Here is a 13,204-nt window from a genome sequence, read left to right on the forward strand (position 1 = left end):
GCGTGCATTGGATGAAAGATAATTCTGATATAAACACGAACTAAAATAAAAATATCCCTATTATTTTAAGGCAGATATACAGCCATTTCTAAAAAAATGTCTGGAAAAGCTGAATACCAGAGAATGAATCAAAAAAATAGCGATGGAACGGGAATTCACAAAAACGAAAGGGACGAGAAAAAGAGAGACCGATGGTGCCGCCCCGCAGACTATCCGGGCGCAGAAGGCACTTATTCCAGAATATACCTGCAAAAAGGAGATTTCTTCGGGGCCAGGGCACGAGCAGAATAAAACCACATTCTGCCCGGTGTCACAGGCCGCACCTATCCCTCCTCCGCCCACCTGTGCATGTAGCCCTCTGCCGGGAGGGGCGTGCCGTCGGCAAAGACGCCATGCTCCGCCACGACCCGGCCGATGGCCGTCGCCTCCACCCCTGCCACAGGGAACTTTTCGGGCGGGATGGTGAAGAGGAGTTCGAAGTCGCCGCCGCCAAAGAGCGCGAACTCCCTCCCCTCGGCCTCAGAGATACCCGCGGGGAGGGGGAGACGGGCCGTCTCCACCGCGAAACCGCAGTCATTCACCCCGAGCATGTCGTGGAGGGACATCGCAAGGCCGTCGGAGATGTCCATCATCGCCGTCGCCCCCGCGGCATTGAGGGCGATGCCCTCGGCGACGCGGGGCTGCGGGGCGATCAACCTCTCCCAGTAGGCGTCGTAACCGGAGAGCGCCGCTTGCGCCCCCCCGAGGTACCCCGTGACGCAGACCAGGTCGCCGGGCACGGCACCCCGCCGCCCTACCACCTTCTCCGCCGTGCCGAGGCCGGTGGAGACGAGCGTCAGTTCGGTGTGGGCGTCGGTGTCTCCGCCGACGAGAGAGGCGCCATAGGTGCGGCAGCAGCGTGCCGCCCCCTCCGTGATCCCGGCAAGGCGCTCCGGACGGTCGAGGCCGGTGGCAAGGAGGAGGGCGAGAGGCCGCGCACCCATCCCCGCGATGTCGGAGATCGTCACCGCCGCCGCCATCCACCCGATCTCCGCGTCCGTCATCCCGACAGGGAAGTCTGTCGTCTCGTGGAGCATGTCGGTCGAGAGGACAAGGCACTCCCCACCGTGCCTGAGCACCGCACAGTCGTCTGCCGTCGCACCCTCGGGAAGGAGAGAGGAGACGGCCCTGATCAACCCGCGTTCATCCATGTTTCCGCACCTCCTTCTCCCTCTCCGTCCTGTACTCCTTGAAGACCTGGTTGAGCATCGCCGCCTTCTTCCTCTTTTCATTCTCCGCGACAAGGGTGTTCCATGTCTCCAGGGCCACCGCAAAACACCCCTCGTCCGCGACCCCGATCTTCCCCTGGACGACAAGCCCGATCGCAGAGGCCGGCACGAGGGGCAGGGAGGCCGCGAGGGCCGCGGCGACGAGGTGCTGGTCCTGCTCCTCGACCGAGGCGCCGGGGACCACGACCGCCGCCACCTGCAGGGCCGCGACCTCCCGCACCACGCTCCGGCCCCATCCCCCGGTCGTCCCGACCGAGATCACGTCACCCTCGTCGATCCCGAGATCTGCCGCGAGACCGCCGACCGCGTCATGGGTGAGAGAGGCGATCACCTTCACCGGCACCTGCCCCTCGCCGATCTGGAGCTCCTCCACCCGCTTCATCCGCTCGATCCGCTTCATCAGGCTCTTGTTCCTCTTCTCCTCCTTCCGGAGAAGTTTTTTGAGGTTCTTTATGATCGCGTCCCTCTTCGTGATCTCCGTGTCCCTCTGGAGGTCGCGGCCGCGATCAGATCGTTCTCTCCGGATCTGCCTATTCAGACGTGCGATCTCCCGGTCCTTCTCCGCGAGCCCTTCCTCCAGTTCCTGCACAAACTCCTTCAGGCGCTTTGCCGTCCTTTCAAGCTGGAGCAGTCTCTCCTCACGCTCGCCCTTCTCCGGCACCGGAGGAACCTCCTCGGCCGGCGGCTTCTTCTCGGGCACGGGCGGGCGTCCCGAGAGGTCGGCGAGCACCGCCTCGATCGACCGGCCCCGCAGGACACCGGCCCGCACCTCGTCCAGGTCGAAACCTGGCGGCACCCTCTTTACGATATTCAGGAACTTGTTCTTGTTCGACCGGTAGGCGTCCAGGGCCGCGGAGAGGGCGTCCCTCTCATGGGGGTTTGCATACCCTGTCCCGGCCGTCAGTTCGAGTTTGCCCTCGACGCTCCTGTCCTGCGGGGGCACGTACGCGATCGCGTTGAAGGCACGCCGCACCTTCTCCACCGCATCGGGCATCGGCGTGACGTCAGAGGCGACGATCAGGGGCTTGCCCACCCCGGTGAGGTGCTCGATAATCTCGGCCGTCCCCATCTGGCGGGAGGAATAGAGGTCCACCACCTCGCCGTCGAGGTCCACCGCCCCGATGCCGGTCGTCGTCCCCGGGTCGATCCCGACAATAAGGTACCGTCTCTTTCTCATGAGGGGCCGATACCGGATCCTGTCGAGTTTCTTCCCCTCGACCCGCACCTGCGCGTCGGCGCCCGTATAGGCCCTGATAGGGATCTCGCCCCGCGGCGCATAGACCGTGAAGTCCACGCGGGAGAACCCTCCGAAGGCAAGGCGTTCGCTCTTCTCGTACCGCAGACCCGCGGCCACGAGGTGCCCCTCCACCTCGCGGGCCTTCTCCCGCACATCCCCGTGCATCTTGCGCACGTACCTGTTCTGGCTCCACCCGCCCCGTCCCGGCGAGCGGTGACGGGAGACGACGATCCCGGTCGTGTTCTCGAAGGCGATCACCGCCGCGCCGCCGCCGAGATAGGCGATCCGCGCCGCCGCACCGGCCTCGGCAAAGGGGTCGGTCTTCTCCACCGCGATATTGTACCTAGCCGCCACCTTCTGGAGGGTCTCCTTCCGCTCGCCGCCTGTCACCTGCACGAGCAGGGTCCGGGTCGGGAGAGTCTGCATGAAGGCGACGAGGGCGTGCTGGTCGGGAGCGAGTTCCTGGACCGAATCGGTGGCGAGGATATCGGGCTCCTCCACGGCGACGAGCCTGGAGAGCCTGAACGCCGTCACCTGCGAGGTCGAGACGACCGTCCCGTCCTCCAGGACGACGAGAGCGTACAGCGGCCGCTGGGTCCTGGACCGCACCGACCCCCTGATAATGTCGATCCCGAAGACCTTCACCTGACCACCAATCCCACCGCCTCCTCGGTGGGATAGTCTATCCTGTACTTCCTCCTGAAAAACCTGAGCACGTTCTCGATATCGCGCCGCAGGATGACGTCGGCATTCGGGTGGTCGGTCCCGATCCACTGAGGCCAGTCGATGATCCAGACCTCGCTGTCATCGACCATCACATTGTACTCGGAGAGGTCGCCGTGGATGAAACCCTTTGCATAGGCACGCCTCACATTCTCCAGGATCTTGTCGAGGACAGGCCGCGGCTCCTCAAGGGTGCACCGGTTGAGGTTCACACCGGGGATCTGCGACATCACGACGACATGGCGGGAGCGCTCGATCGGCAGCGGCACCGAGACCTCGGGAGAGAGTTGCTGGAGGGCGGTGAACTCCTGCTCTGCCGAGCGTGCGGACGCGAAGACCCAGGGGCAGTGTCCCGAATCCGGCATATAGCCCCGCTCTTTCCGCACTGCCTGAAAGGACTGCTGGCCCACATGGTGGAACTTCAGGACGACAGGGCCGAGGCCGAGGCCCTCGTAGACCTCCGACTCCTTCCCGACGCCAATAAGGCTGCCGAGTGCCGTGACCGCCCCTTTCTTCGTGAGGGTGTGGAGGGCGATGGTGTCGTACCCCCCGAAGATCAGGGCATAGCCCGGATAGGGAACGGCGTCGTAGCGCACCATATCCCACTCGATGAGACGCTGGAGGCGATATTCAAGTTCCGAGTCAGACAACTTTGTCGAAGCCTTCAGGGCGTCCAGGGGCACCCACTCGTATCGCTGCATGAGCCGCTCGAGGGATAAGAGGACGCGAAGGTCGTATTTATGAAGCGCCCTGACGCGCTCTGGAGAAACTGGCATGAATACTACAGATTATATCAGGTAGCGGGATAAAAGTTGATTGGGTCAGGGCAATGAAGTGCTCAAAGTGCAGGAGAGACGCCGTCATCTTCCAGCGTTATTCAGGGCTCCGACTCTGCCGCGACCACTTCATCGCCGACGTGGAGGCGAAGGCGAAACGGGAGATCAGGCGGCAGCGCTGGTTGGCCACTGGCGACGTCATCGCCGTCCTCCTCCGGGGGGACCTGGCCTCGGCCGCTCTTCTCCGCTTCCTGGTGACGGCCTTCGGGGGGCGGCCCGACATCTCGGTCCTCGCCCTAGCCACGGACGATGGGGCCGACACCGCCAGGCAGATCGCCCGGAACCTCGGCGTCCCCTACCATGAGGTGACAGGAGGGCGCGACCCGGAAACGGTCGCACAGGACCTCGGGGCGACGAAAATCGCCGTCGAGACAGTCCTCGACGACATCGCCCTTGACGTGCTGGTGACCGCCCTCGAAGGTGGCGCCGACAGCCTGGCAGGGCCCAGGGAAACAGAACCGTCTCCCCTCCCGCGGATCGCACCCTTCTCGACCATCCCCGCGGAGGAGGTCGCCCTCTATGCACGCCTCACCCTGGAACACGCCGTGGAGGCTCCAGCGCAGGCCTCCAAAGGCCTCGGGGCCGATGCACGGGCCCTCCTTGACGACTATACCGGCCGCCACCCGGCAACGAAGTTCGCCCTCAAAAATCTCAGGGACGAACTCTCCGCGATTTGCCGGGACAGCGGGGGGATGCGATGAGGAGGCCGGGCACCCTGTGGCAGCAGGTCACGGCCATGCCGCGGGCCCGGATCATCCTCTACCTCAGCCTCCTTGCGTCCTACCTCATCGTCTTCACCGTGATCGTACGGCATGTCTTTCCCCTCTGGGAGGGGCGGGCCCTCTCGTGGGAGGAGGCCGCCCTCTTTGTCGTGGAGACTATCACCACCGTTGGCTACGGCGACCTCCTGCCCTTCCAGAGCGGGTACACGATCCTCCTTGCCATCCTGATGATCGCAAGCGGCGTCTTCCTCATCTTCATGCTCATCCCTCTCCTCCTCGCACCGGCGATCTCCGAACACCTCAGGGCCGACCCGCCCGGCGTCCTCCCCTCGCCCCTGAAGGGCCATGTGATCATCGTCGGCCCGGGGGAGATGATCTGGTCACTCATCGAGAGTCTCAGCATCGCCGACCTCCCCATCGTCATCGTCGAGGAGCAGAAGGAACGGGCAAAGCAGTTTCTGGAGCACTTCGGGAAAGAGGCGTGGGTGGTCAGGGGCGATTACGCCCGGGCCGCCACCTGGAGAAACGCCTGCATCAAGGATGCCGACACCGTCGTCGTCTGCGAACGTGAAGGGGTCGCCGCCTCGATCATCCTCGGCATCAGGGGGATGACGCGGGGGCGGATCATCGCCGTCGTCGACAACCCGACCTACGACCGGTACCTCAGGTACGCCGGGGCCGAATACATCCTCTCCCCGAAGAACACGGCAGGAAAGATCCTCGGGCGGCACGCGGCCGCATGGAGGCCGGGGGAGACGATCCTGGGATCTGCCGGGGACGGGGGCGAGGGGACGGCCGGTCTCACCCTGGTCAGCATCCCGATCACTGCCGGGTCCCATGCCGCAGGGCGGACCCTCGCCGAACTGGCACTCCTGGAAAAATACAATGCTTCCGCACTCTTCTTCTGGAAGGGCGGACGTTTCATCGCCATCCCGGCGGCAAGCGATAGGCTGGACGTCGCGACGATGCTCGTTCTCCTCGGCACGGCCGAGGGCATCAGGCGGGCGTCGGCAGAGGTCTTTGCCGGGGAGGGAGACAGCGGCGAGGTTGTCATCATCGCGGGCCTCGGGGACGTCGGGAAGGCGGCCGGCCGCGAACTCGCCGTCGCAGGTACCCCCACAATCGTCATCGACAGAAAAGACCCGGCCGCAGACGTCGTCGGAAAGGCTGAAGACGAAGAAGTGCTGAAGAAAGCCCATATTGAGGACGCGACGACCTGCATCGTCGCCCTCAATAACGACGACACGAACATCTTCACCACCCTGATGGCAAGAAACCTCAACCCCGGCATCAGGATCCTTGCACGGGCAAATGAACCGGCTTCGGTCGACAAACTGTATCTTGCAGGCGCCGACTTTGTCACGCTCCTCCCGACAATCGGGGGTCAGGCGATCGCCGGCGTCATCCTCTCGGAATCGGTGAGGATCCTCCTCGACCTCCCTGACGGGCAGAAGGTGGTCATGCGCCGGGCGATGAAGCGGGCGCAGGCCTCTGTCAGCAGGGTGAAGGCCCGGTGCGGCGTGCGGGTCGCTGGGATCGAGAGGGAGGGCAGGGCGGTCGTCGCCCCGGGCGACGCCGAGGTGATCAACCAGGGAGACGTCGTCATCGCCATCGGCGACGCACAGGCGCTCAGACGGTTTATCAGAACGGTATAACAGGTGAAAATCATGGAAAAAGAGATTGGATGCGTCATGGAAGCGGTGGACCAGATGATCCGCCACGCGGTATGGAGTGCCGGGGCAAAGGGAATCGTCGTCGGCGTCAGCGGGGGCGTGGACTCGGCCGTGGCGGCGGCCTTCGCCGCTCGTGCAATCGGACCCGAGCACGTCGTCGGGATTGCCCTCCCGAGTGCGGTGACGAGAGCCGAAGACCTGGCGGACGCCGCGGAACTCTGCCGTTTCCTCGGGATAGAGCACCGGGTGATCTCGATCGAACCGGTGATGGAGGCCTACAGGCAGTACCCCGACCTCACCGCGACGCCGTACCTCACCGGCAACCTGATGGCGAGGACGAGGATGGCGATTCTCTATGCAGTCGCCAACAGGGAGAACCTGATGGTCTGCGGCACCTCGAACAGGACAGAGTACCTCCTCGGCTACTCCACCAAACACGGCGACGCCGCCGCGGACATCCAGCCCATCCTCCACCTGTACAAGACCGAGGTCTTCGCGGTGGCGAGGGCAATGCACCTGCCGCAGCAGATCGTCGAAAAAGCGCCGTCAGCAGGCCTCTGGCCGGGCCAGACAGACGAAGGGGAACTCGGGGCTACCTACGCCGAAATCGACGCGGCACTGCAGGCGCTCGAAAAGAAAAGGTGGACAGACCCCGAAACCGGGACCGAGGAACTGGTCTTAAAAAGGGTCAGGGCGTCCGAGCACAAACGGTCCGCACCGCCAAATCTCGCAGGCACCCGGTGAACTCCGGGGCGTACTCCTCGGGACTGTTGAGGTACCTGAGGCAGGACTCATGCCCGACAAGGGAGGAGAGCGGCGTCCCGTGCGCAGTACAGAACTCCGGGACAGGCGCGGGCACAACCAGCCGCACCAGTGCCGCCTTGCTGTACCGCGGGTTCCTCACCAGTGACCCGTCAGCCATCTCGTAATAGGCGGCGCCCCGCATCGCCACGTACTGCGTATAGTCGCTTTCAAAGGCGGTCGAGACGATATTGGCAAGGGCGAGCGCTTCAGCCCCGGGGTTGATCGTCACATGGCCGTATCCGGGGGGGATCACCACGACGTCCCCTGCCACTGCCTCCACGAGCACGACATCGGAGGCGTCCCGCGTCTGGAGGAGGAAGTGCGCCTTGCCGGCAAGAACCTCATAGACCTCGGGATAGCCGGTGCCGGCAGGGTTTGCCGGGTGGAAGTGCCCTTTCGTCTTGACGAACTCAGGGCCGACATGACCCGCCGGGATCACCGTCATGTCGTACCTCAGGGCATGGGAGGCGAGCCAGGAATGGTCGTCCGGGGTCTTTGCAAGGTCCCGGTACATAAAATAGAGAGGGCGACCGGGGTCTTCACCCGCGGCGTCAGGGGCCGCCAGAACACCGGCCATGTCGGCGACAGTCCTGACATGGGCTTCTGGCAGCGGTCCGTCCCATGAATACATCACTCGGATGTGCGCCGTCTGTATATATAATACCCCGCCCCGATCAGGACGGCGATGATGACCGCGATAACGATCGGGTTCGTGAGGGCTCCCGCCAGCGGATCAGGCTTCACGACGGACACGGTCATCTTCATCGTGTCGGAGATCTGGCTGTTGTCCAGAGCGTCGCGGTACCGGATCTCGGAGTCGAGACCGTACTGCTTTACGGTCGCCTCCTTGTCCACGCTCACCGAGTAGTGGGCGACAGCGGTCTGGCTGGGTTCGAGGTCGCCGAGATAGGCGGTGTCGTCATTGGAGGTGAAGGGGTCGACGGCGCTGATCCGTGCCTGGGCATTGTAGGCGGTCGCCGAGCCGACATTCTTATAGGTGACGTCGATCGTCGCCTTCTGGCCGGGGTGCACGGTCGCCGCAGACGAGACGATGGCGAAGTCGATCTTTCCGCCGACGGGCACGCCGACGATCTCAGTGTCCGAGGTTTCCTTCTCACCGTTGCTCTTCTCGTACTGGACCATCACATCGAGGGGATAGGTCTGTGCCTCGGCGTCGTTGGAGGCCGAGACCTTGAAGGTGCACTCGACGACGTCGCCGGGGTTGAAGTCACCGATATAGACGCTCCCGTCGGTCGGGATCAGGGGGCTTGCACCGTCGCGAGCGAGTTTCGCGACAGCCTTCTGTGCATGCTCAAAGCCCGCGTTCCTGAGTTTCAGGGTGAGGTAACCCTCGGTCCCGACATTGATGTGGTCGGTCGAGACCTCGTCCACCTCAAGGTTGACATTGGACTTGACCGTGACCTTCAGGGGAAGGGTCACCTTCTTGTTGAGGTAATTTGTCCGCAGGAAACTGCCATGGTCATCCTGTTCAGTCCAGTCGACATACTGGTACTTCAGGGTCAGGGGGAGGTCATAGGTGCCCGCCGGGGCGTCCTTGTTGAACTTCACCATGAAGGTGACCGGCTTGCTCACGCCGCCCGGTATGTCCCCGATCTGCTGGGCGTCAGACCTGATCTCCACGGGTGCGTCCCCTGCCGAAAGTCCAGCATTCACGAGCTTTGCGAGATTCGGCGGGTCCTGTGGGGTGATAGTCTTCGGATCGACCACCATGACCGGGTTTGTACCGCTGTTCGAGATGATCACCGTGACCGGCACCTCGGTGCCGGGGACAAACTCGTTCGTACCCGAGATTGCCGCAGACATGTCAGGGCTGCCGTACAGGAACTCTGTTCCCGCAAGAGCGGGAGCGATGAGCGCCGCAAGGGCCAGACCCAGAATACAGAATTTCCGGATATCCATGTATATGCACCGTGTTGTTTTTGTTGTAACAACATTTATCTGCGTACTCTATAAATATATGGTGTCATGCCCGCCCCACCAGACTATGCCCGGAGCGTTGCCGAAGCGCTCAAGACCCTCGGGCTCACAAAATATGAAGCGCTCGTTTATGTCGCCCTCCTCCAGGTGACGAAGGCGACTGCAACCGAGATCCACGAACTCTCCGGGGTGCCACGCGCATCCGTGTATCCCGTCCTCGACCGCCTCCTCCAGAAGAACATGGTCACGGTCTCGCACACCACGCCCAAACGCTTCTCGGCCACTCCGCCGGAAGACGCCATCAACACCCTGATGCGCGAGATCGAGGAGAAGGCGGCCTATGCAAAGGACGTCCTCGGGGAACTCTGGCAGGACCGGACCAGTATCGAGGGAGGGGACCAGGAACTGATCTGGAACATCCTCGGCGAGGCCAATATCACCAGCCGCCTGCGCGACCTCATCTACCAGGCAGGGCGCGAGATCAGGATCATGGGGAGCTGGGCCCTCCTGAAGGATCTCAGGGACGCACTCGGGGAGAGGGCCGGAGAGGTGCGGATCGAGGTGATCGCCAATCGCTGGGAGGGAGAGGTCCCCGAAGGCATCACGGTCACGACCGCAATGCCACCTGTATGGCATGAAAAAGGAAAGATGGGGGACCGTGCAGGGATGCTCTTCGCGGACGGCACAAAGGTGATGGTGGCGATGGGGTCGCAGGGAGAGGCGCCAACCGCCCTCTTCTCCGAGGCGGAAGGTTTTGTCCGTTTTTTTTCCCGGTACTGGGACCTCATCCACGGTTTCAGTGAGAAAAAATAGGGATATATCTTTTTTCAGAGCGAGTAGATCGGCGCGAGGTCGCCGACATCGATGAGGCCGCTTAAAGAGTTGATCTCGACCTCATACCCGGCCTCCTTCACCGCGGCCATCACATTGGTGCCGCCGAGGATGGAGATCCCGAAGTACTGGGGGGAACAGCCGAATCCCAGGATCGGGGCGTTCGGCGCCGAGACCTCAAGGACGCCGGCGATCATGCTCTGCTCCAGGTCATCGATGACCGCGGCGACCACGGATTCGGCCTCCATATGACACTCCCGCAGGTTGGCGAGCACGCTTCCCCGCCCACGCCGGATTACACCGGTGATGTCGGTGATCTCCTGAGAGACGAGCACCTCCAGGGGGTCGATAGTGGTGGCGTCGTACAGGATCATGTCGGTGAAGCGCCTGGGCAGGCCCCCTTCGATCTCCACGACGCCGCCACCTATCGGGTGGATGGGAGCGCCGCGCCGGATCATCACGCCATCAATGGTGGTGGAGCAGACCGTGCAGATCCCGACCCTCCCATCGGGTATGGTATAGTCACCGATACGCTCACCGGCCAGGTAGAATCTGACAAGGCCACTCGGGCTGATCCCTGCCCGGAACACCTCTTTCATGACGGCGAGGACCGGTTCGAAGTCCCCGGCACCGATCATCGAGAGGTTGTAGATGACCAGGCCCTCGTCCTCCGCAGGGTCGTAGGTCACTGTCATGGCCTCTTCCTCGATCAGGTGGTTGATGAACTTCAGGGGAGGATACACACCATACTCTCGCCATGAGAATAGAAAAATTGTTCTATAGTTCAGGGACACATTCTAGGAGATGGAAGGAGAAATGCGGGAACGGACGCAGGATATTGTGGCAACGATCCTGGAGTCCGCCGGTTACGGCGTCGAATGCGCCGACGAACCCTTCGACCTCTCGGCCGTCGGCGACAGGGAAAGTTATGTCGTCCTCATATCCGACGACGCCGACGAGATCGGGCACTTTGATGGAAGGAGGTTCCGTATCAGGCAGGGCGAAGAGATCGAGGAGTGCCGGAAGATCCTGGTGACCTTCAGCCCCGCGGCACGGGCCGACAACTGCACCGTCTGGGGGGAGGACGAGATTGCCAGATATGCCGGAGAGGCAGCCCTTGCGCGGATCTTCGGGAGAACTCTCTCTCTCGGCAGGAGCACGCCGGCCTCCCCGGCGCAACGTGCCATGAGCGGCGGCGGGATCTTCCACCTCCCGGTCAAGGTCAGCGACCGGAACGCCGCGATCATCTCGGGGACACGGGGAGAAGTGCGCTGCCGTTTCGTCCCGTATTGGTGTTACCACTGCACGAGCAGTGGTTCCCAGACCGTCCTTTCCCGCAGGGTCTCCTTCGACGCCGACCGCTGGGGTGGTCTGAACGCCATCAATGGTTCGAAGATGGAGATGACCCTCTCCGATGCGGTGGACTCGGCCATGCCCGATGACTGCGAAGTGCTCCAGCCCAAGATCGCAAAAGAAGAGGCAGAAAACCAGACAGTCACAAATCTCATCGCCGAACTGACTCAGAAGGTCAGGTTCAGGAAGGAAGAGGGCGACGCCGTATTCTACCAGGAAGAGACGCTGAAACCGGACAGGAGGAACATATCGACCGAGATCACCCTCGTCTATGTCCCGGTCTGGGAGATCGAGGGGAAGAACAGGATCGTCGAGGTTAATGCCTATACCGGCGAGATCCTCACCACGCCCATGGACGAGGGCGTGGAGATATTCTGAGCACCATGATCGTGATCATCGGTGGAGGACCGGCAGGGCGGTTTGCGGCCATCCGCCTCGGCCATACCGGGCGGGAGGTGACCCTTGTTGAGAAGGGCGCAATCGGAGGGCAGTGCCTGAACTACGGGTGTATGGCTGTCTGCGCCCTGAACGACGCCGCACGGACGGTGGCGAGGGCCAGACAGTTCGCCGGTGCGGGCATCTTCAAGGACGAACCGGTGATCGATTTCCCCTCCCTCCTTGCCGGGATGGAGGAGGTGCAGGCAAAGATCAGGGCCGTCCTTGACCATGAGACTCGGGGTGCGGGGGTCGAGATCAGGTACGGGAGCACGGCGCGGCTCTGCGGGCGGCAGGTCTTCATCGACGATGAGGAGGTCGAGACTGAGGCGGTCATCGTCGCCACCGGGTCTGTGCCCGCCGTCCCGGAGGTCGAAGGGACAGGCCTTGCCGGGGTCTTCACCGCCCACACCCTGCCGCGGATGCACGACCTTCCCCATGACCTCGTCATCGTCGGCGGCGGGATCGCGGCCGCGGAGTTCGCCTACATCTTCCGGCAACTGGGGAGCCGCGTGACGGTCCTCGCACGGAGCGATTTTCTCAAGGGTCTTGACCCGCGCCTGCGGAAACTCGCCCTGAAGGAACTGGCCGGAGTCGAGATCAGGGAGAACGCCCCCCTCACCCGTATCACCGGGACAGGACATGCAGACGGTGCGGCATATGGCGGGGAGACGCCGGGGGAGTGCCAGGCAGATGCCGTCCTCCTTGCCGCCGGCCTCGTGCCGAACGCCTCGATGGTCAGCGGCGTCGCCACCGGCCAGAAGGGCGAGATCGTCACGGACGACAGGATGCAGACCTCGGTCCCGGGAGTGTACGCCGCGGGCGACGTCACCGGCGGGCCGTACCTTACCCCTGTCGCCCGCCTGCAGGGGATTGTGGCGGCGGAGAACATCCTGGGCCATGACATGCGCTATGCCCCTGCGGTCGTCCCGCAGAGCATCAGCCTCGCAAACGACCTCGCCTTCGCCCTCGCGGAGGATGACGGGGGGATCGAACTCTCGGTACCGGCACCGGCAGGGCCGGGTTCCTTCTGGTCCGTGCCCGCGGGCGACACCGGCCTCGGGAAGATCCTGGTCGAACCGGAGACCGGGGAGGTACGGGGCGTCTGGGCGGCCTCGCCGGGCGCCGGCATCATCGCCACCTACATGGCCGCGGCGATCCGGCACAGGCGGACGATCTCCGACTTCGAAGACCTCATCGAGGTCCACCCCCTCGCGGACGGCGTCCACGGCCTGATACCGCCTGCCGCTGCCTTCCTGCAGAAGAGGAAGGGGAACTAAGGTCTCCCCTTCAAGGGGTCTTGCATGGGGCACCGCTGTTGGCGAAAATACCTGAGATAAGGTCGAAAAATGAATATTTGAGTATATTTGAAAATAATTGGAAA

The 13,204-nt window shown here is 63.2% G+C and carries 12 protein-coding genes; 6 read left to right on the forward strand and 6 right to left on the reverse strand.

The window, feature by feature from the left end; translation table 11 throughout:
- Nucleotides 1–323: 323 nt before the first annotated feature.
- Genes thiL through BP869_RS09435 form a run of 3 tightly spaced genes read right to left on the reverse strand, consistent with a single transcriptional unit; the run spans nucleotide 324 to nucleotide 4,004 of the window.
- Complete coding sequence (thiL, locus tag BP869_RS09425) at nucleotides 324–1,190, reverse strand: thiamine-phosphate kinase (RefSeq protein WP_342679024.1); 867 nt, start codon at nucleotides 1,188–1,190, stop codon at nucleotides 324–326.
- Nucleotides 1,183–3,150 carry a DUF460 domain-containing protein gene (locus tag BP869_RS09430; RefSeq protein WP_342679026.1) on the reverse strand — a complete coding sequence of 656 codons (1,968 nt, stop codon included), beginning with the start codon at nucleotides 3,148–3,150 and terminating at the stop codon, nucleotides 1,183–1,185. Before BP869_RS09430 ends, thiL begins: the two co-directional genes overlap by 8 nt.
- Nucleotides 3,147–4,004, reverse strand: a complete 858-nt coding sequence (locus BP869_RS09435; protein ID WP_342679028.1) for a serine/threonine-protein kinase RIO2 — start codon at nucleotides 4,002–4,004, stop codon at nucleotides 3,147–3,149. The genes BP869_RS09430 and BP869_RS09435 overlap by 4 nt, the downstream gene beginning before the upstream one ends.
- Before the next feature lie 53 nt (nucleotides 4,005–4,057).
- Between BP869_RS09435 and BP869_RS09440 the strand changes: the two genes are divergently transcribed.
- Genes BP869_RS09440 through BP869_RS09450 form a run of 3 tightly spaced genes read left to right on the forward strand, consistent with a single transcriptional unit; the run spans nucleotide 4,058 to nucleotide 7,203 of the window.
- Nucleotides 4,058–4,765, forward strand: coding sequence for a tRNA(Ile)-lysidine synthase (locus BP869_RS09440; RefSeq protein WP_342679030.1), 708 nt, complete (start codon nucleotides 4,058–4,060; stop codon nucleotides 4,763–4,765).
- Nucleotides 4,762–6,441 (forward strand): potassium channel family protein, encoded by a 1,680-nt coding sequence (locus tag BP869_RS09445; protein ID WP_342679032.1) that lies wholly within the window; start codon nucleotides 4,762–4,764, stop codon nucleotides 6,439–6,441. The genes BP869_RS09440 and BP869_RS09445 overlap by 4 nt, the downstream gene beginning before the upstream one ends.
- A gap of 12 nt (nucleotides 6,442–6,453) precedes the next feature.
- Nucleotides 6,454–7,203 carry an NAD+ synthase gene (locus BP869_RS09450; protein ID WP_342679034.1) on the forward strand — a complete coding sequence of 250 codons (750 nt, stop codon included), beginning with the start codon at nucleotides 6,454–6,456 and terminating at the stop codon, nucleotides 7,201–7,203.
- Here BP869_RS09450 and BP869_RS09455 read toward each other — a convergent pair.
- Both BP869_RS09455 and BP869_RS09460 read right to left on the reverse strand, forming a co-directional pair.
- Nucleotides 7,148–7,894, reverse strand: a complete 747-nt coding sequence (locus BP869_RS09455; RefSeq protein ID WP_342679140.1) for a glucose-6-phosphate isomerase family protein — start codon at nucleotides 7,892–7,894, stop codon at nucleotides 7,148–7,150. The two genes, BP869_RS09450 and BP869_RS09455, sit on opposite strands and share 56 nt — an antisense overlap.
- Nucleotides 7,894–9,183, reverse strand: coding sequence for an S-layer protein (locus tag BP869_RS09460; RefSeq protein WP_342679036.1), 1,290 nt, complete (start codon nucleotides 9,181–9,183; stop codon nucleotides 7,894–7,896). Before BP869_RS09460 ends, BP869_RS09455 begins: the two co-directional genes overlap by 1 nt.
- A gap of 66 nt (nucleotides 9,184–9,249) precedes the next feature.
- Here BP869_RS09460 and BP869_RS09465 point away from each other — a divergent pair, with 66 nt between their 5' ends.
- The gene (locus BP869_RS09465) at nucleotides 9,250–10,014 is read left to right on the forward strand and encodes a TrmB family transcriptional regulator (RefSeq protein ID WP_342679038.1); all 765 of its coding nucleotides are present in this window, start codon (nucleotides 9,250–9,252) and stop codon (nucleotides 10,012–10,014) included.
- 14 nt (nucleotides 10,015–10,028) lie between these two features.
- On the opposite strand, the gene BP869_RS09470 is transcribed toward BP869_RS09465, so the two are convergent.
- Nucleotides 10,029–10,775, reverse strand: coding sequence for a DUF128 domain-containing protein (locus tag BP869_RS09470; protein ID WP_342679040.1), 747 nt, complete (start codon nucleotides 10,773–10,775; stop codon nucleotides 10,029–10,031).
- A gap of 73 nt (nucleotides 10,776–10,848) precedes the next feature.
- Between BP869_RS09470 and BP869_RS09475 the strand changes: the two genes are divergently transcribed.
- Nucleotides 10,849–11,763: a hypothetical protein gene (locus BP869_RS09475; protein WP_342679042.1), complete on the forward strand. Its 915-nt coding sequence runs from the start codon at nucleotides 10,849–10,851 to the stop codon at nucleotides 11,761–11,763.
- Between the two features lie 5 nt (nucleotides 11,764–11,768).
- A complete protein-coding gene (locus tag BP869_RS09480) occupies nucleotides 11,769–13,100 on the forward strand; it encodes an NAD(P)/FAD-dependent oxidoreductase (RefSeq protein WP_342679044.1) in 1,332 nt (443 codons plus the stop codon).
- The last annotated feature ends 104 nt before the right edge of the window (nucleotides 13,101–13,204 follow it).

This window comes from Methanofollis sp. UBA420 (assembly GCF_002498315.1).
In the GTDB taxonomy this organism is placed as follows: Archaea; Halobacteriota; Methanomicrobia; order Methanomicrobiales; family Methanofollaceae; genus Methanofollis.

Excerpts from the sequence above, each read along its gene's own strand:
- thiL (WP_342679024.1), bottom strand. The coding sequence starts at position 1,190 with ATGGATGAACGCGGGTTGATCAGGGCCGTCTCCTCTCTCCTTCCCGAG.
- BP869_RS09435 (WP_342679028.1), bottom strand. The coding sequence starts at position 4,004 with ATGCCAGTTTCTCCAGAGCGCGTCAGGGCGCTTCATAAATACGACCTT.
- BP869_RS09440 (WP_342679030.1), top strand. The coding sequence starts at position 4,058 with ATGAAGTGCTCAAAGTGCAGGAGAGACGCCGTCATCTTCCAGCGTTAT.
- BP869_RS09445 (WP_342679032.1), top strand. The coding sequence starts at position 4,762 with ATGAGGAGGCCGGGCACCCTGTGGCAGCAGGTCACGGCCATGCCGCGG.
- BP869_RS09450 (WP_342679034.1), top strand. The coding sequence starts at position 6,454 with ATGGAAAAAGAGATTGGATGCGTCATGGAAGCGGTGGACCAGATGATC.
- BP869_RS09455 (WP_342679140.1), bottom strand. The coding sequence starts at position 7,894 with ATGTATTCATGGGACGGACCGCTGCCAGAAGCCCATGTCAGGACTGTC.
- BP869_RS09460 (WP_342679036.1), bottom strand. The coding sequence starts at position 9,183 with ATGGATATCCGGAAATTCTGTATTCTGGGTCTGGCCCTTGCGGCGCTC.
- BP869_RS09465 (WP_342679038.1), top strand. The coding sequence starts at position 9,250 with ATGCCCGCCCCACCAGACTATGCCCGGAGCGTTGCCGAAGCGCTCAAG.
- BP869_RS09475 (WP_342679042.1), top strand. The coding sequence starts at position 10,849 with ATGCGGGAACGGACGCAGGATATTGTGGCAACGATCCTGGAGTCCGCC.
- BP869_RS09480 (WP_342679044.1), top strand. The coding sequence starts at position 11,769 with ATGATCGTGATCATCGGTGGAGGACCGGCAGGGCGGTTTGCGGCCATC.